The 17214-nt window shown below is 75.4% G+C and carries 19 protein-coding genes; 8 read left to right on the top strand and 11 right to left on the bottom strand.

The annotated features are described in order from the left end of the window. Positions 1-180: 180 nt before the first annotated feature. The 5 genes from thpR to infC form a co-directional block, all read right to left on the bottom strand. Positions 181-825: an RNA 2',3'-cyclic phosphodiesterase gene (gene thpR / locus HKK73_RS08375; RefSeq protein WP_171467801.1), complete on the bottom strand. Its 645-nt coding sequence runs from the start codon at positions 823-825 to the stop codon at positions 181-183. Next, on the bottom strand, positions 822-1700 hold the full coding sequence (locus HKK73_RS08370) for an RNA methyltransferase (protein ID WP_076406622.1): 879 nt from the start codon (positions 1698-1700) through the stop codon (positions 822-824). The genes thpR and HKK73_RS08370 overlap by 4 nt, the downstream gene beginning before the upstream one ends. A gap of 68 nt (positions 1701-1768) precedes the next feature. Next, positions 1769-2155 carry a 50S ribosomal protein L20 gene (rplT, locus tag HKK73_RS08365; protein WP_024840664.1) on the bottom strand — a complete coding sequence of 129 codons (387 nt, stop codon included), beginning with the start codon at positions 2153-2155 and terminating at the stop codon, positions 1769-1771. 67 nt (positions 2156-2222) lie between these two features. Further along, the gene (rpmI, locus tag HKK73_RS08360) at positions 2223-2417 is read right to left on the bottom strand and encodes a 50S ribosomal protein L35 (protein ID WP_034653792.1); all 195 of its coding nucleotides are present in this window, start codon (positions 2415-2417) and stop codon (positions 2223-2225) included. 108 nt (positions 2418-2525) lie between these two features. After that, on the bottom strand, positions 2526-3485 hold the full coding sequence (gene infC, locus HKK73_RS08355; RefSeq protein ID WP_249355884.1) for a translation initiation factor IF-3: 960 nt from the start codon (positions 3483-3485) through the stop codon (positions 2526-2528). A gap of 432 nt (positions 3486-3917) precedes the next feature. Between infC and HKK73_RS08350 the strand changes: the two genes are divergently transcribed. The 6 genes from HKK73_RS08350 (at position 3918) to HKK73_RS08325 (ending at position 8674) form a co-directional block, all read left to right on the top strand. Beyond that, on the top strand, positions 3918-4382 hold the full coding sequence (locus tag HKK73_RS08350; RefSeq protein WP_081600341.1) for a Fur family transcriptional regulator: 465 nt from the start codon (positions 3918-3920) through the stop codon (positions 4380-4382). 113 nt (positions 4383-4495) lie between these two features. Then, a complete protein-coding gene (locus HKK73_RS08345) occupies positions 4496-6010 on the top strand; it encodes a catalase (protein WP_085388075.1) in 1515 nt (504 codons plus the stop codon). A gap of 169 nt (positions 6011-6179) precedes the next feature. After that, positions 6180-6542: a DUF1844 domain-containing protein gene (locus HKK73_RS08340; protein WP_171467799.1), complete on the top strand. Its 363-nt coding sequence runs from the start codon at positions 6180-6182 to the stop codon at positions 6540-6542. Between the two features lie 35 nt (positions 6543-6577). Then, positions 6578-7297, top strand: coding sequence for a hypothetical protein (locus HKK73_RS08335; protein WP_253705852.1), 720 nt, complete (start codon positions 6578-6580; stop codon positions 7295-7297). Beyond that, positions 7294-8055, top strand: a complete 762-nt coding sequence (locus HKK73_RS08330) for a serine protease (protein WP_085388076.1) — start codon at positions 7294-7296, stop codon at positions 8053-8055. Before HKK73_RS08335 ends, HKK73_RS08330 begins: the two co-directional genes overlap by 4 nt. 94 nt (positions 8056-8149) lie before the next feature. Continuing rightward, positions 8150-8674: a hypothetical protein gene (locus HKK73_RS08325; protein ID WP_085388077.1), complete on the top strand. Its 525-nt coding sequence runs from the start codon at positions 8150-8152 to the stop codon at positions 8672-8674. A 73-nt stretch (positions 8675-8747) separates the two neighbouring features. Here HKK73_RS08325 and HKK73_RS08320 read toward each other — a convergent pair whose 3' ends face one another. The 6 genes from HKK73_RS08320 to HKK73_RS08295 form a co-directional block, all read right to left on the bottom strand. After that, positions 8748-9494 (bottom strand): SseB family protein, encoded by a 747-nt coding sequence (locus HKK73_RS08320; protein ID WP_085388078.1) that lies wholly within the window; start codon positions 9492-9494, stop codon positions 8748-8750. Further along, positions 9491-10222 carry a bifunctional 1-(5-phosphoribosyl)-5-((5-phosphoribosylamino)methylideneamino)imidazole-4-carboxamide isomerase/phosphoribosylanthranilate isomerase PriA gene (priA, locus tag HKK73_RS08315; protein ID WP_034654096.1) on the bottom strand — a complete coding sequence of 244 codons (732 nt, stop codon included), beginning with the start codon at positions 10220-10222 and terminating at the stop codon, positions 9491-9493. The genes HKK73_RS08320 and priA overlap by 4 nt, the downstream gene beginning before the upstream one ends. 81 nt (positions 10223-10303) lie before the next feature. Then, complete coding sequence (gene hisH, locus HKK73_RS08310; protein WP_085388079.1) at positions 10304-10978, bottom strand: imidazole glycerol phosphate synthase subunit HisH; 675 nt, start codon at positions 10976-10978, stop codon at positions 10304-10306. After that, positions 10975-11487 (bottom strand): hypothetical protein, encoded by a 513-nt coding sequence (locus tag HKK73_RS08305; protein ID WP_171467798.1) that lies wholly within the window; start codon positions 11485-11487, stop codon positions 10975-10977. Before HKK73_RS08305 ends, hisH begins: the two co-directional genes overlap by 4 nt. Then, entirely contained in the window at positions 11484-12083 is a 600-nt protein-coding gene (gene hisB / locus HKK73_RS08300; RefSeq protein ID WP_021482124.1) for an imidazoleglycerol-phosphate dehydratase HisB, read from the bottom strand. The genes HKK73_RS08305 and hisB overlap by 4 nt, the downstream gene beginning before the upstream one ends. Further along, on the bottom strand, positions 12080-13243 hold the full coding sequence (locus tag HKK73_RS08295; RefSeq protein ID WP_085388080.1) for a histidinol-phosphate transaminase: 1164 nt from the start codon (positions 13241-13243) through the stop codon (positions 12080-12082). Before HKK73_RS08295 ends, hisB begins: the two co-directional genes overlap by 4 nt. A gap of 303 nt (positions 13244-13546) precedes the next feature. Here HKK73_RS08295 and adhP point away from each other — a divergent pair, with 303 nt between their 5' ends. Beyond that, a complete protein-coding gene (gene adhP / locus HKK73_RS08290; protein WP_114553564.1) occupies positions 13547-14569 on the top strand; it encodes an alcohol dehydrogenase AdhP in 1023 nt (340 codons plus the stop codon). A gap of 360 nt (positions 14570-14929) precedes the next feature. After that, the gene (locus HKK73_RS08285; protein WP_114554033.1) at positions 14930-17197 is read left to right on the top strand and encodes a RecQ family ATP-dependent DNA helicase; all 2268 of its coding nucleotides are present in this window, start codon (positions 14930-14932) and stop codon (positions 17195-17197) included. Positions 17198-17214 lie beyond the last annotated feature (17 nt).

Raw genomic sequence — 17214 nt, 5'->3', positions numbered from 1 at the left:
CGTCGCCGTCATTCTAGGGCGCCCGTCCGGGCCAGGACCCGTCCCGCCACGAGGCGGGCGGGGAGCACGCGTCAGTCGCGCGGGCCCGTGACGGGCCCGGGAAATCGACGACCACCGCTCAGGCTCATGCGGCCCATCCTCGCACAGGCGTCTCCGGGCGCGGCCGGAGGGTGGTCCCGCTCAGCGCGCGGCGGGCCCGAGCGGCAGGGTCCGCAGCGTCCGGTGCACCGGGTGCCCCGAGGCGTCGCCGAGGTCGGACTCGACGAGGTGCAGCGCGTCGGTCGTCCACCCCGGGCCGGCGTACACGGCGAGGGCCGCGGCGGGCGCGGCGAGCGGGTCGCCCGCGGTGCGGTCGGGACGGGTCGCGCCGCGACCGCGCGCCCGGCGGTTCGCCTGGCGCGCCCCGGCCGCGGCCCGCGCGACCGTGAGGTGCGCGCGCTGCCGGGGACGGCGGTCCACCCGCACGCCCGCGTCGCCCGCCGCCTCGGCGACCGCGGCGCTCAGCGCCCGCAGGGCGTCGGCACCGTCCCCGCCGACGCCCACCCACAGGACGCGGCGGTCGAACACGCCCGCGCCCCGGAGCCGGAGGTCGAGCGGCGCGGCGTCGTGCGCGACCGGCTCGAGCGCCGCCGCGAGGTCGGGGACGGCCCCCTCGGGCACGTCGCCGAAGAACGACACCGTGAGGTGCCACAGCTCGGGGGACGTCCAGCGGACGAGCGGTGCGCCGTCGGGCCGGCGCGCCTCCTGGGCGTGCGCGTCCGCGAGGGCGAGCGCGAGGTGGTCGAGCGCCGTGGCGCTCGGGTAGAGCGCGGCGAACAGCCTCACGCGCCGCCCTCCGGGTCGGCGCCCGGGCCTCGGGCGGGCCGGTGCGCGCGGCTGGAGGCGTAGAGGCAGACCGTCGCCGCCGTCGCGAGGTTCAGGGACTCGGCCCGGCCGCGGATCGGCACGCGCACGACGGCGTCGGCCAGCGCGCGGTCCTCCGGGGGCAGCCCCCACGCCTCGTTCCCGAAGACCCATGCGGTCGGCGCGGCGAGGTCGACCGGGCGCTCCGTACCGGCGCCCGCGGCGCCGGCCACGTCGAGCAGGTCGTCGAGGTCGAGGTCCCCCGCGCCGTCGGCGGCGAGGACCGCGAGCCCCGCGCCGCGCAGCGCGGCGACGGCCTCGGCCAGGCTCACGCCCGTGACGACCGGGAGGTGGAAGAGCGACCCGGCCGTCGAGCGCACGACCTTCGGGTTGTGCACGTCGACGCTCTCGCCGGCGAGCACGACGGCGTCGGCCCCGGCGGCGTCCGCCGCGCGGACCACGGTCCCCGCGTTGCCCGGGTCCCGGACCGTCGCGAGCACCGCGACGAGCGCCGGGCGGTCGCGCCGCGCGAGCGTCGCGACGACGTCCTCCAGCCGCGGCGCGTCCGCACGCACGACGGCGAGCACGCCCTGCGCGTCGGCGCTCATCGCCGCCAGCACCTCGGGCGTCGCGCCGTGCACGTGCAGCCCGGCCGCGCGCGCGTCGGCGACGATCTCCGGGTGCCGCTCCGCCGCAGCGGGCGTGACGTAGACGTCACGGACCTGGTCGGGGGCGTGCCGGACCGCCTCGCGGACGCCCTGCGGGCCCTCCACGAGGAGCTGTCCGTGCCGTGAACGCGCCGGACGCCCGGCCAGCGCACGGACCGCCTTGACCCGGTCGCTGCGAGGATTCGTCAGCGTGGGGTCGAGCGGGCCGGGCGCCGGACGGGCGTCCGTGGCCGACGGGCGGCCGGGCGAGGCGCTGGTCAGGCTGCGGCCTTGGGCGCGTTGACGTCCTCGGGGAGCGCGTCCTTCGCGACCTGGACGAGCGCGTTGAACGCCGCCACGTCGTTGACCGCGAGCTCCGCGAGCAGGCGACGGTCGACCTCGACACCCGCGGCCTTGAGGCCCTGGATGAGGCGGTTGTACGTCAGGCCCTGGGCGCGCGACGCAGCGTTGATGCGCTGGATCCACAGCTTGCGGAAGTCGCCCTTGCGCGCCTTGCGGTCACGGTAGGAGTAGACGAGGGAGTGGGTGACCTGCTCCTTCGCCTTGCGGTAGAGGCGCGAGCGCTGGCCGCGGTAGCCGCTGGCGCGCTCGAGGGTCGTACGGCGCTTCTTCTGGGCGTTGACCGCCCGCTTCACGCGTGCCACGTGATGCTCCTTGCAGTTCGGGGCTCAGGGGTGAGCCGGTCGGTGGCGGGTCCCGCCACCTGCCGGGTCACTTGCCGAGCAGCTTCTTGATGGACTTGACGTCGGCGGGGGAGACCACCTGGTCGGCAGCGAGGCGGCGCTTGCGCTTGGTCGCCTTGTGCTCGAGGTAGTGACGGGCGTTGGTCTGCTCGCGCATGACCTTCCCGGAACCCGTGATGCGGAAGCGCTTCTTGGCACCCGAGTGCGTCTTGTTCTTCGGCATGACTGCCGTCTCTCCTTGTGTCCGGTCAGCCACCTCGCGGTGGCCGACGTGTTCGGGTCCGGGCCGGTGGGCCCGGACCCCGAGCAGGGTCCGTCCGTGGTGCCGGTGTCAGCCGGCCTTGCCGCGCGGCGTCGGCTTGGGTGCCGGCTTGGGCGCGGGGCGCGGGGCGCCCGGCTTCGGCGCGGCGGGCCGGGGTGCTGCGGGCTTCGCGCCGTCCGACGACGCGGGCGAGGCCGCGGGCGTCGGGCGCGGCGCCGCCGGCTTCGAGTCCGCGGCCGGTCGAGCCGCCGGACGCGGGGCAGGCGCCGAGCGCGGAGCCGGAGCCGACCGCGGGGCCGGAGCCGACCGCGGGGCCGGAGCGGAGCGCGGGGCCGGAGCGGCCTGCGCCGGAGCCTCGGCCGGGGCGGGCTCCTCGGCCGGGGCGGCAGCCTCGACCGCGTCCGTGGTCTCCGTCGCCTCGACCGCGTCGGTGGCCTCGACGGTCTGCGTCTCGACCGCCTCGGTCTCGTCCGCGTCGTCGCCCGAGCGCGCCGCGGCGCGCTGGGCGGACTTGGTGAGACGCGGCTCGGCCTCCTGCGCGCGCTTGCGCTGCTCGCTCTTGGCGTCGGCCTTCTTCTTCACCGGACCGAGCACCATGGTCATGTTGCGCCCGTCCTGCTTCGGCATGGACTCCACGAAGCCGAGCTCCGCGACGTCGTCCGCGAGGCGCTGGAGCAGGCGGACACCCATCTCGGGGCGCGACTGCTCACGGCCGCGGAACATGATCATGACCTTGACCTTGTCGCCCGCCGCGAGGAAGCGCTCGACGTGGCCCTTCTTGGTGCCGTAGTCGTGCGGGTCGATCTTCAGGCGGAAACGGATCTCCTTGAGGACCGTGTTCGCCTGGTTGCGCCGCGCCTCACGCGCCTTCATGTCGGACTCGTACTTGAACTTGCCGAAGTCCATGAGCTTGGCGACGGGGGGCCGGGCGTCCGGGGCGACCTCGACGAGGTCGAGGTCCGCGTCCTGGGCAAGGCTCAGGGCAACCTCGGTGCGGACGACGCCGACCTGCTCCCCGCCGGGACCGATGAGTCGGACCTCGGGGACGCGGATCCGATCGTTGATGCGAGGCTCGCTGATGTGATGCTCCTAGGAAGTCGTCGGTAGACCGCCCGGACACGAAGAAGGCCTCCGTCCCTGGCGCAGGGCGGAGGCCATCAGGTCGGGACGTCACGCGAACGCGACGACCACGGCGGAACGGTCCCCGAGGGGCTCGCTCCGGACCAGGACCCGGCCTCTGTCGCGACGTGAGTCGGCGGTCGAAGCCCGGGTGGGATGTCATCCACTTGCGCACCCGCACGTCTTCCGCACCACCCGGAACCGGGAGGTGCGGACACGAACGGGTCGGTCAGTTGTCAAGGATAGCAGAGCGGGCGTGCAGGGCGAGCCGACCGCACGCGCAGACATCTGATCCGATCCATCAATGGAACTCTTCCAGAATAGGGGGGTACAGTGGGAGCCATGACCACAGGAGCGACGTCGACCGCAGGCACCGGCCTCGAGGACGGGCCCCGCCGCGCACGCCACGAGAGCGAGCTGCGCGACCACGGCCTGCGCGTCACCGCCGCACGCCTCGCCGTGCTCGACGCCGTCGAGGTGCAGCAGCACGCGGACGCCGACGACGTGCTGCGCGCCGCGCGCACCGCGCTGGGCTCCGTCTCGGTCCAGGCGGTCTACGACGTCCTGCACACGCTCACCGACAAGGGGCTCGTGCGCCGCATCGAGCCGGCCGGGCACCCGGCCCGCTACGAGCGCCGGCTCGGTGACAACCACCACCACGTGGTGTGCCGGGGCTGCGGCGCCGTCGCCGACGTGGACTGCACCGTGGGCCACGCCCCGTGCCTCACCCCCAGCAGCACCGCGGGGTTCCGGATCGACACCGCCGAGGTGACGTTCTGGGGACTCTGCCCGGACTGCGCCGACTGACCCCGCACCACCCGCTCCGGGGCCTCGTGCACCCGGAGCGCGTCCGTTTCCTCACGGATGCACTGTTTGAGAACGCCAGACGAGCCGTACCCGCGGCTCACGGAAGGAGACCCATGACCGCCCCCTTCACCACGACGAACGCCGGCGCGCCCGTCGCCTCGGACGCCCACTCGCAGTCCGTCGGCGCCGACGGCCCGATCGTCCTGCACGACCACTACCTCGTCGAGAAGCTCGCCCAGTTCAACCGCGAGCGCGTCCCGGAGCGCGTCGTGCACGCCAAGGGCGGCGGTGCGTTCGGCACGTTCACCGTGACCCAGGACGTCAGCGCGTACACCCGCGCGGCGCTGTTCCAGCCCGGCACGACGACCGAGATGCTCGCGCGCTTCTCCTCCGTCGCCGGCGAGCAGGGCTCGCCCGACACCTGGCGCGACCCTCGCGGCTTCGCGCTGAAGTTCTACACGACCGAGGGCAACTACGACCTCGTCGGCAACAACACGCCCGTGTTCTTCCTGCGCGACGGCATCAAGTTCCCCGACTTCATCCGGTCGCAGAAGCGCCTGCCCGGCTCGAACCTGCGCGACAACGACATGCAGTGGGACTTCTGGTCCCTCTCCCCCGAGTCGGCGCACCAGGTGACCTGGCTGATGGGTGACCGCGGCCTCCCGTCGAGCTGGCGCCACATGGACGGGTTCGGCTCGCACACCTACCAGTGGATCAACGCGGCGGGCGAGCGGTTCTGGGTCAAGTACCACTTCAAGACCCAGCAGGGCATCAAGAACCTCACGGCGGACGAGGCCTCGCAGCTCGCCGGGTCGGACTCTGACCACCACATCCGCGACCTGTACGAGCACATCGAGGGGGGCGACTTCCCGCGCTGGACGCTCTCGGTCCAGGTCATGCCGTACGAGGACGCCAAGACCTACCGGTTCAACCCGTTCGACCTCACGAAGGTGTGGCCGCACGCCGACTACCCGCTGATCGAGGTGGGCGTCATGGAGCTGAACCGCAACCCGGAGAACTACTTCGCGCAGATCGAGCAGGCGACGTTCGCGCCGAGCAACTTCGTCCCGGGCATCGCGACGAGCCCGGACAAGATGCTCCTCGCGCGCATCTTCTCCTACGCCGACGCCCACCGGTACCGCGTGGGCACGAACCACGCCCAGCTCCCGGTGAACGCGCCCCACGCGGCCGCCGAGGCCGGTCACTCGTACGCGAAGGACGGGTCGATGCGCTACTCGTTCTCGTCGGCGACCACGCCGGTGTACGCGCCGAACAGCCAGGGCGGCGCACACGCCGACCCGGCCCGCGCCGCGGAGTCCGCCGGCTGGGAGGCCGACGGCGAGCTGACGCGCAGCGCCGCGACGCTGCACCCGGAGGACGACGACTTCGGCCAGGCGGGCACGCTCTACCGCGAGGTCTTCGACGACGCCGCCCGCGCGCGCTTCCTCGAGACGATCACGGGCCACGTCGGCGCCGTGCGCAGCGAGGACATCCGCGAGCGCGCCGTGCAGTACTGGACGTACGTCGACGCGAACCTCGGTCGCGACCTGCGCGCGGCCCTCGCCGCCGCGGACGCCCCGCTCGAGGGTGGCCAGCCCGGGACGGCCGCGGAGCCGGTCCGCGTCTGACCCGTCGTGGTCGCCCTGCGGGGCGGTCGCACCCGTCGGCCGTCGCCCCTCGCCCCCCGCCCCCCGCGGGGGGGGCGCCCCCCAACTTCGTCCCCGGCCCGGGGCGCGTCGGCCGTCCTTCCCGCGCACCGGGCCACCGCTCCCCCCGCCGGATGGAAAGATGGTCGCCATGAGTATCGAGAACGCCGCCGTGCCCGACCCCACTACCGACGCGGTGCGCGACATCGCCGACGTGGCCGCCGTGGAGGTCATCACGTCCGCGGCCGTCCACCTCATGAGCGCCGCCGCCGTCAAGTGCGGGCTCGCGGAGGACGCGCAGGAGCAGGGCCACCTCGACCTGGACGAGGCGCGCAAGCTCATCAACGCGCTCGCCGCGCTCGTCACGGCGAGCGCCCCCGACATCGGCAACCAGCACGCCCGCTCGCTCCGCGACGGGCTGCGCTCGCTCCAGCTGGCCTTCCGCGAGGCGTCGGTCTACCCGGACGCCCCGGGCGAGGGGCCGGGCGAGAAGTACACGGGCGCCGTGAGTTGAGCACGCCCCCGGTCCCGCCCCCGCACGGCGGTCCCGTGGGCCCACCGCAGCCGCCCGAGAGCGTGCCGCGGGGCACCCCGGCCGACGCGGTCCCGACGGCCCGACCGGGCGCCGTCGGGCCGCCGTCGTTCGCGCCGGCGACGGCCGGCCCCGGGGGTGCCGCACCCGGCGCGGCGTCCGCCACGGCCACCGCGCCGGGCGACGGCGCACCGGCGAGCGACGACGCCGCGGCGGCCCGGCCTCGACGGCGTCGCGGGGCCGCGGTCGCGATCGTCGTGCTCGCGCTGGCCCTCGCCGCGGCGCTGGGCGTCGGCGCGTACCTCTGGCTCACCACGACGCGCTGGCAGGAGACGAGCGCCGGGTGGGAGGCGCAGGCGCGCGGGCTCGGGCAGGACGTCGCGCAGCTGCGCACCGAGCTCGACGGCGCGAACGCGGAGCTCGAGTCCGCGCGCACCCAGCTCACCGCCGCCCAGGACCGCATCAGCGACCTCGCCAACGAGAAGGCCCAGCTGGGCGACGAGAACGAGGCGTCCCAGCAGTACCTGGACTACCAGAGCCGGGTCTCGGACGCAGCGGGCAAGGTCGCGGCCGCGCTCGGGCAGTGCACGACGGCGCAGACGCAGCTCATCGGGTACCTCAACAACCGGGACGCCTACGACCCCGCCGACATCGACCGGTTCGCCGACCAGGTCGGGGTGCTCTGCCAGGAGGCCACCGACGCGAACGCCCAGCTCCAGCAGGAGCTCGCCGGATGACGGGCCGCCCGTCCCGGCGCGCGGCGGTGCGCGTCCTCGGCTCGCTGCTCGGGCTGTCGCTCGCGGGCGGCTCGCTCGGCGCGTGCGGCGTCCTGCCGGAGCTTCCCGAGCCGGTGCCGGGCTCGGTCGTGCCGTCGCTCGTGGCGCCCGACGACCCGGCCGGCTCGGAGAACCTCTCCCCCGACGGGTTCGACGCCGTCCAGCGCATGGCCGTGCGCATCCGCAACGTCCGGTGCGACGGCCTGTCCACCGGCTCGGGGTTCGCCGTCGACTCCCGGACCCTCATCACCAACAAGCACGTGGTCGACTCGTCGCGCTCGCTCCAGCTCCTCACCTACGACGGGCGCGACATCGCCGCCCAGACGGCGAGCGTGGCCGGTCTGGCGGACCTCGCGATCGTCCGGACCGCGGAGGACCTCCCGTCCGCCCCGACCCTGGCCGCCGCCGACCCGGCGCCCGGCGACGCGGTGACGGTCGTCGGGTACCCCGAGGGCGGGCGGCTCACCGTGACGCAGGGGTCGGTCATCGGCACGACGACGGACCCGCTGCACGAGAACCTCGGCGAGGTGCTCGTCACCGACGCCCCCGTCGAGCCCGGCAGCTCCGGGTCCGCCGCGCTCAACGAGGCGGGCGAGGTGATCGGCGTGGTCTACGCGAAGACGTCGACGGAGAAGTCGCTCCTCGTGCCCGTGAGCACCCTCCAGACGATGCTCGGCGACGAGTCCGCGTTCACGGGCCTCCCGGAGTGCGACGCCTGACCCGTCCCGGCGTCCGCGCACCGACGGCCTCGACGGCGAGGCGGTGCGCGCGGTTCCCGCGCGCACCGGGGGCCCCAGGTCTACCCTTCGTGCCATGAGCACACACGCGAGCTCGGACACGCCCCCCGTCGACCCGGCGCACATCACCCACGCGGCACGCGACACGCTCACCGTGCGTCGCGTCTTCGGGGAGTCGTACGAGCGGGACGGCACGCTCGTCATCCCCGTCGCGACGGTCTGGGGCGGCACGGGCTCGGGCTGGGGGTCCGGCACCGGCGAGCTCTCCGGCAAGGGAGCCGCGGACTGGCGGCGTCGCGTCGGTGCGGCGGCACGCGGGGCGGACGCCGGTCCCGGCGACGGCACCGCGGACGGTGGCTCGTCGTCCGACCCGGGCTCCGGCAACGCCGGGGGCGAGGCGGGCGGCGAGGGCTCGGGCGGTGGCGGCGGGTTCGGGGTGCGCGTCGTCGCGAAGGGCGTCTACGTCGTCGACGACGCGGGCGTGCGCTGGCAGCCCGCCCTCGACCTCAACCGCGTGATCCTGGGCGGCCAGGCCCTGGGCGCGGTCGTGGCGTTCTCGGCCGCGCTCGCGTGGGGCCTCAGCCGCCTGCGCCGGCGCTGAGCCCGGGCAGCGCTGCCCGCCGATCCGTTTCGGCCGGCGCGTCCGCGCGGGCGGTCCGGGTCGGAGGGCCGCCTCAGTCGGCCCGGCCGACGCGGAGCTCGAGCCCGTCGACGCGCTCGGACACCACCGCGTCCGTCGCGAGCGCGGCGTTGACCTGCCCGAGCACGGCGTCGAGACCGGCGCGGTCGAGGCCGGCGTCGATGCGCAGGACCACCGCGACCTCGGCCCGGCGGCCCGGCTCGGCCCAGACGCGCGCGACGTGCGGCACGCCCGCGAGCGACCCCTGCACGGCGGCGAGCACCTCCGGCACGACGACTCCGTCGACGACCGCGGGCGACCAGTCCTTGCCCTGCGCGAGCGCCCACACGGCCGGGCGCGGCACGAGCGCCGTGACCGGTCCAGCCGGGTCGAGCACGAGCAGCGACCAGTCCTCGCTCACGGCGGACAGCGCCGCGCGGCGCGCGTCCACCGGCACCGGCCGCGCGCTCGCGCGCCACGCCGCCATCGCCGCGACGGACGTGAACACGGGCAGCGCGCGGCGCCCGTCCGGCGCCTCGATGGCGACGACCCCGGCCGACGCCTCCTTGTCGACCGTGTGCCCGTGCTCGCCCTCGCCCGCGCTCTCGAGCTCGGCGAGGATCGGCACGAGCACGCGCGTCTCGCCGAGGCGCGCGACGACGTCGGACAGCGAGGCCGAGCCCGCGGCGTAGGCGTCGAGGAGCGCGGCGAGCGCGGGGTCGGCCGATCCGTCGTCGCCCGCGAAGCCGGAGGACGGCGGGAGCGCCTTGCCCGGGCCCGCGGGCTCGTGGTCGCTCGTCACGGCCGACCCGCGACGTCGAGCGCCTGCGGTAGCGTGAACGCGCCCGCGTAGAGGGCCTTGCCCACGATCGCGCCCTCGACGCCGGCCGGCACGAGCGAGCGCAGCGCCTCGAGGTCCTCGAGGCTGGAGATGCCGCCGGACGCGACGACAGGCGCGTCGGTGCGCGCCGCGACGTCGCGCAGCAGGTCGAGGTTCGGGCCGCGCAGCGTCCCGTCCTTGGTCACGTCGGTGACGACGTACCGCGCGCACCCGGCCGCCTCCAGGCGGTCGAGGACCTCCCAGAGGTCGCCGCCCTCCTGCGTCCACCCGCGCGCGGCGAGCGTGGTGCCGCGCACGTCGAGCCCGACCGCGATCGCGTCGCCGTGCTCCGCGATGACCTTCGCCGTCCACTCGGGGTTCTCGAGCGCCGCGGTGCCGAGGTTGACGCGGCGCGCGCCGGTGGCGAGCGCGCGCTCGAGCGACGCGTCGTCCCGGATGCCCCCGGACAGCTCGACCTGCACGTCGAGGCGCGCGACGACGTCGGCGAGCAGCTCCGCGTTGGAGCCGCGGCCGAACGCGGCGTCGAGGTCGACGAGGTGGATCCACTCCGCGCCGCCGGACTGCCAGTCGAGCGCGGCGGCGAGCGGGTCGCCGTACGAGGTCTCGGAGCCCGCCTCGCCCTGGACGAGGCGGACGGCCTGGCCGTCGGCGACGTCGACGGCGGGGAGCAGCACGAGGCGGTCGGTCACGAGGGTCTCCATCGGTGTAGGCGGTGGCGCGTCGCTCGCGCCGGGTGGTGCGCGCCGGGCGTGTGCCGCGTGCGCAGACGGTCAGAGCGAGCGGACCCAGTTCTCCAGCAGGGTCGCGCCGGCGTCGCCCGACTTCTCGGGGTGGAACTGCGTCGCGGACAGCGGGCCGTTCTCGACGGCCGCGACGAAGCGGCCACCGTGCTCGGACCACGTGACGAGCGGTCGGCGGACGGGCGAGTCCGCCGGGAGGTCCTGGCCGGTCGTGAACGACCGGGCCGCGTAGGAGTGCACGAAGTAGAAGCGCTCGCGCTCGACCCCGCGGAACAGCACGCTGCCCTCGGGCACGTCGACCGTGTCCCAGCCCATGTGCGGCACGACGTCGGCCTCCAGACGGTCGACGAGGCCCGCCCACTCCCCCAGACCGTCGGTGAGCGTCCCGTGCTCGTCGCCCTGCTCGAACATGACCTGCATGCCCACGCAGATCCCGAGGACGGGCCGCCCGCCGGCGAGCCGCCGACCGACGATCTCGTCGCCCCGCACGCCGCGCAGACCGGTCATGACCGCGGCGAACGCGCCGACGCCCGGGACGACGAGCCCGTCCGCGTCCTGCGCGCGCGCCCGGTCCGCCGTCAGCTCGACGTCCGCGCCGACGCGCTCGAGCGCGCGCACGGCCGAGCGGACGTTGCCGAACCCGTAGTCGAGCACGACGACGGACGGGCGGCGGGCGGTAGACGCCGCCGCGGTGGGCTCGGTCATGCGCCGTCCTTCCGTGCGCGCCGCGCCGCCGACGTGAGCAGGCGCATCGCCTTCCAGCGGGAGATCGACGAGCTCGCCACGACGCCGTCCTGGTCGGCGAGCGTCGTCGTGCCGGTGAGCAGGTCCTCGAGCGACTCGGGCGCACCGCCGAGCACGAGGCCCGGCGCGAGGGTGTCGCCCTGCACGCCGTCCGCCCAGCGCGTCATCGTGAGCTGCTCGCCGCTGCGCTCGACGAGCACGAGCGGCACGCCCTTGACGAGGGTCGTCAGGGCGGCGGCCGCGTGCGCGGGTGCGTCGCCCGCGGGCTCGCGCAGCACCGCCACGGCACCGACGTCGGTCGGCACGACGTCCGCCTCGACCTGCGCGAGCGAGCACGCCGCCGCGAGCGGCTCCGCGCCCGCGATCTGCGTGATGAGCGCCACGAGGTCGGGGACCGCCGAGGCCGTCAGCGACGAGAGGTCGTCGGGGATCTCGACGCCGTCCAGCGCGTCGTCGTCGTGCGTGCTCACAGGGCTCCCTTCGTGGACGGGACGCCCTCGACGCGCGGGTCCGGCGCGACGGCGGCGCGCAGCGCCCGGGCGAGCGCCTTGAACTGCGCCTCGACGATGTGGTGCGGGTCGCGGCCCGCGAGGACGCGCACGTGGATGCAGATGCCCGCGTGGTGGGCGATCGACTCGAGCACGTGCCGCGTGAGCGACCCCGTGAAGTGCCCGCCGATGAGGTGGTACTCCTGCCCCTCCGGCTCGCCCGAGTGCACGAGGTACGGCCGCCCGGACACGTCGACGACGGCGAGCGCGAGGGCCTCGTCCAGCGGGACCGTCGCGTCGCCGAAGCGCCCGATGCCCACCTTGTCGCCGAGCGCGACGCGCAGCGCCTCGCCGATCGTGATCGCGACGTCCTCCACCGTGTGGTGCGCGTCGATGTGGGTGTCCCCCGTCGCGACGACCTTGAGGTCGATGAGCGAGTGCTTGCCCAGCGCCGTGAGCATGTGGTCGTAGAACGGGACGGTCGTCGAGATCTCGGTCCGTCCGGTCCCGTCGAGGTCGAGCTCGACGAGCACGCTCGACTCGGACGTCGCGCGCTCGATGCGCGCGGTGCGCTTCACAGTCCTGCCACCTCCACGAGGGCCTGACGGAAGGCCCTCATCTCGTCGCCGGTGCCGATCGACACCCGCAGCCAGCCGTCGGGACCAGTCTCCCGGATGAGCACGCCCCGCTCCAACAACGCCGCCCAGACCGCGTGCCGGTCCGCGAACGTGCCGAACAGGACGAAGTTGGCGTCGGACTCCGCGACCTCGACCGGACGACCGTCCGGGTGCCGCAGCGAGCGCAGCCACGCGACGGTCTCGTCGCGGCGCTCGCGCAGCGCGGAGACCTGCGCGAGCAGCTCGCCCGAGTGCGCGAGGGCCGCGCGCGCGACCGCCTGCGTCACGGCCGACAGGTGGTACGGCAGGCGCACGACGCGCAGCGCGTCGACGAGCTCGCGCGACGCCGCGAGGTACCCGACGCGGGCGCCCGCGAGCGCGAACGCCTTGGACATCGTGCGCGTCACCGCGAGGTTCGGGTAGCGCTCGAGCAGCTCGAGCGCCGACGGCGTCCCGGCGCGCCGGAACTCGCCGTACGCCTCGTCGACGACGACGACGGCGGGCGCCTCCTGCCCGCCGGGGAGCGGGACGCGCACCGCGAGCGCCGCCTCGCACACCGCCTCGACGGTCGCGGCAGGCAGCGCCGTGCCGGTCGGGTTGTTCGGGCTCGCGAGCAGGACGACGGACGGCTGCTCGCGCGCGATCACCTCGCGGGCGTGCTCCGGGTCGAGCGTGAAGTCCTCCGCGCGGCGCCCGACGACCCAGGCCGTGTGCGTGTCGCGCGCGTACTCCGGGTACATCGAGTACGTCGGCGCGAAGGAGACGGCCGTGCGCCCCGGGCCGCCGAAGGCCTGCAGCACGTGGAGCATGATCTCGTTCGAGCCGTTCGCCGCCCAGAGCTGCTCCGCCCCCAGCACGACGCCCGCCTCCGTCCCGAGGTAGGCGGCGAGGTCGGTGCGCAGGCCGAGGAAGTCGCGGTCGGGGTAGCGGTTCAGCCCGGTGGCGGCGTCGTGCACCGCGCGCGTGATGGTCGCGACGACGGCCTCGCTCGGCGCGTGCGGGTTCTCGTTGACGTTGAGCAGGACCGGGACGTCGAGCTGCGGCGCACCGTACGGCTCGACGCCGGCGAGCTCGGGGCGCAGCGGGAGCAGGGGTCGTCCCGCGACGGAGGGTGGGGTCACCCCGACAGTCTACGAAGCGTGGGCGCGCGGCCGCCCGTGACGTCCGGCACGCGGGCACCCCGGGGCGACCTTCTGACGGCGGCCGCCCGGGACGGTCGGCGCGGTCGGCGCGCGGTCGACCGGGACGGTCGGCCTCGCCGACGAGAGGCGGAGGTCCCGACCTGGACGGACGTCGGTCGCCGGTCCGGCCGTCCGGGGCGCCGGAGCGGCGGCGCACGCGTAGCGTCGAGAGGGAAGGGAGGACCGTCGGCACGGTCCCCCGGCCCCTCTCCCCGAGAAAACGAGGTGATCTCCGTGCCCGCCATGCGTGCCGCCGTCGTCCGCTCGTTCACCGACCCGCTGGTCGTCGAGGAGCTCGACGTCCCGTCGCCCGGGCCCCACGAGGCCCTGGTCAAGGTCGACTACACCGGCGTGTGCCACACGGACCTGCACGCCGCGCACGGCGACTGGCCGGTCAAGCCCGCTCCCCCGTTCGTGCCGGGCCACGAGGGCGTCGGCACGGTCGTCGCGGTCGGTGACCAGGTCACGCGCGTGCGCGTGGGCGACACGGTCGGCAACGCCTGGCTCTGGAGCGCGTGCGGCGAGTGCGAGTACTGCGAGACGGGCTGGGAGACGCTGTGCCCGCAGCAGAAGAACGGCGGCTACTCGGTCGACGGCTCGTTCGGCCAGTACATGCTCGTCGACTCGAGGTACTGCCCGGTGATCCCGGACGGGGTCGACCTCTCCGCCGTCGGGCCGATCCTGTGCGCCGGCGTCACCGTCTACAAGGGGCTCAAGGTCACGGACACCCAGCCCGGCGAGTGGGTGCTGGTCTCGGGGATCGGCGGGCTCGGGCACATCGCGGTGCAGTACGCGGTCGCGATGGGCCGCCGCGTCGCCGCGGTGGACGTCGACGACGAGAAGCTCGCGCTCGCGCGCAAGCACGGCGCGGAGGTGACGGTGAACGCGGCGACGTCGCCCGACGCGGCGGCCGAGATCCGCGAGCAGACGGGCGGCGGCGTCCACGGCGCGCTCGTCACCGCCGTCAACGCGCACGCGTTCCCGCAGGCCGTGGGGGCGCTGCGCCGCGGTGGCACGGTCTCGCTCGTCGGCCTGCCGCCGGAGAAGTTCCCGCTCGACATCTTCACGACCGTCCTCTTCGGCCTGACCGTGCGCGGGTCGATCGTCGGCACGCGCAAGGACATGGCCGAGGCGCTCGACTTCTTCGCGCGCGGCAAGATCACCCCGACGTACACCGTGCGTCCGCTCGACGACATCAACGCGATCTTCGCCGAGATGGAGGAGGGCCGGATCGACGGGCGCGTCGTCATGGACATGCGCTCCTGACGTCGCGCCGCTGCCGCTCGCGTCGTCCCGGCCCGTGACCCCCGACCGGGTCGCGGGCCGGGGCTGTGCACGACGGCCCGAGGGTCGGCGGGTGCGCCTACGATCGTGCGGGTGAGCCCCACCGACCCGTACGCCGACCTGCCCTTCGATCCGGCCGACGAGCCGCCGCTCGACGAGCCCGCCGACCCGTTCGGCGACCCGTGGGCGGGGACGGCGCCGGAGGCACCGGCGACCGCGGCTCCCGCCGCGCGCACGGCCGGCGGCGCGGGCGCGGACGCTCGCGGCGGCGACCCCGCGCCCGACCCCGCGCCCGTTCCGGCGGCCGGCGGCGGCGAGGCCGCCAAGCGCGCCAAGCTCGCCATGCTGCGCGGCCTCCTCGACGGGCAGTCGCTGCGCGAGGACGCCGAGACCGCGCTGCGCGCCCTCGTGGGGCGCGACGACGCGAAGCTGCGCGAGGACCAGTGGCGCGCGATCGAGGCGCTCGTGGCGTTCCGCCGTCGTGCGCTCGTCGTGCAGCGCACCGGGTGGGGCAAGTCGGCCGTGTACTTCGTCGCGACCCGGCTGCTGCGCGACCGCGGCGCCGGCCCGACGGTGATCGTGTCCCCGCTCCTCGCGCTCATGCGGGACCAGATCTCGGCCGCCGCGCGCGCCGGGATCAAGGCGGTGACGATCAACTCCGCGAACGTCACCGAGTGGGACGACGTCCACCGCGCGATCGCGGACGGCGAGGTCGACGTGCTCCTGTGCTCGCCGGAGCGGCTCAACAACCCCGGCTTCCGCGACGAGGTCCTCCCCCGGCTCGCGGCGGACGCGGGCCTCGTCGTCATCGACGAGGCGCACTGCATCTCGGACTGGGGCCACGACTTCCGGCCGGACTACCGGCGCATCCGCACCCTGCTCGCCGACCTGCCGCCCGGCATCCCGGTGCTCGCGACGACCGCGACGGCGAACGAGCGCGTGACCGCCGACGTCGCGGAGCAGCTCGGTGTCACGGCGGCGCACGCCGCGGGCCGGGCCGCGGGCGATGTCGCGGGCGGGACGGCCCACGAGGACGTGCTCGTCCTGCGCGGCGGCCTCGACCGCGAGTCGCTGCACCTCGCCGTGCTGCGCCTGCCCGACCAGCCGACGCGCGTCGCGTGGCTCGTCGAGGCGCTCCAGGACGTCGACGGCTCGGGGATCGTGTACTGCCTCACCGTCTCCGCCGCCGAGCAGGTCGCGAGCCAGCTCCGCGCCGCCGGTCTCGCCGTGGCGTCGTACACGGGCCAGACGGACCCCGCCGAGCGCGAGCGGCTCGAGGAGGACCTCAAGGAGAACCGCGTCAAGGCGCTCGTCGCGACCTCCGCGCTCGGGATGGGCTTCGACAAGCCGGACCTGGCCTTCGTCGTCCACCTCGGGGCGCCGAGCTCGCCGATCGCGTACTACCAGCAGGTCGGGCGCGCGGGCCGTGGCGTGGACTCGGCCGTCGTGGTGCTCCTGCCGGGCGAGGAGGACCGCCGCATCTGGGAGTGGTTCGCGTCCACCGCGTTCCCGCCGCAGGATCAGGTGCGCGCGACCCTCGACGCCCTCGGCGCGGGCGGCACGCAGTCCGTCGCGCAGCTCGAGACGCAGGTCGACCTCAAGCGGTCACGCCTCGAGGGGATGCTCAAGGTGCTCGACGTCGACGGCGCGGTCCGGCGCGTCAAGGGCGGCTGGGAGGCCACGGGCGAGCCTTGGACGTACGACGCCGAGCGCTATGCGCGCGTCGACGCCACGCGCTCGGCCGAGCAGCAGGCGATGCTCGACTACGAGGCCACCGACGGGTGCCGCATGGCGTTCCTGCGCGCCGCGCTCGACGACCCGGAGCTCGAGGACGGGTGGCGGTGCGGCCGCTGCGACACGTGCGGCGGCGTGACGCTGCCCGCACTCCCCGACGCGGAGGCCGTCGCCGCCGCGCGCGCCGACATGGACCGCCCCGGCGTCGAGGTCGTGGCCCGTCGGCAGTGGCCGAGCGGCATGGACCGTCTGGGGCTCGACCTGCGCGGGCGCCTGGGTGCGGACGAGCTCGCCGAGACCGGGCGCGCGGTCGCGCGCCTCGACGGGCTCGGCTGGTCCGCGCCGCTGCGCGAGCTCTTCGCGGCCACGACGCCCGACGGCGACACCCCCGTCGCGCTCCGGCGCGCCGCCGCGCGCGTCCTCGACGACTGGGCGGAGCTCTACGAGTCCGCCCCGCAGCCGGACCCGGAGACCGGGGTCGATGACAACTCTCCTGACGGCACAGCCCCGGCCGAACGGTGGCTCCTCGTGGACGGCGTCGTCGCGGTCCGCTCCGCGACGCGCCCGCGGCTCACGTTCCACCTGGCGAACGGGCTCGCGAGCTATCTCGGCAAGCCGCTCATCGGCGCGGTCGGCCCGGTCCCGGGCCGCGAGGAGCCGGGCCGGCACGACGTGAACTCCGCGACGCGCCTCGCGGGCGTCGCGAGCCGCCTCCAGCTCGAACTGTCGGACGCCGCGCGCGCGGGGCTCGCCGGCCGCCGCGTGCTGCTCGTCGACGACTACACCGAGTCGGGCTGGACCCTCACGGTCGCGGCACGCCTGCTGCGCCGCGCCGGGGCGGCGGCGGTGCACCCGTTCGTGCTCGGGGTGCGCTGACGCGGACGCGCCAGACA

This window comes from Cellulosimicrobium sp. 72-3 (assembly GCF_013127315.1).
Taxonomy (GTDB): domain Bacteria; phylum Actinomycetota; class Actinomycetes; order Actinomycetales; family Cellulomonadaceae; genus Cellulosimicrobium; species Cellulosimicrobium funkei.
Note: the sequence above shows the minus strand (reverse complement) of the source record. Positions and strands in the feature narration are given on the sequence as shown.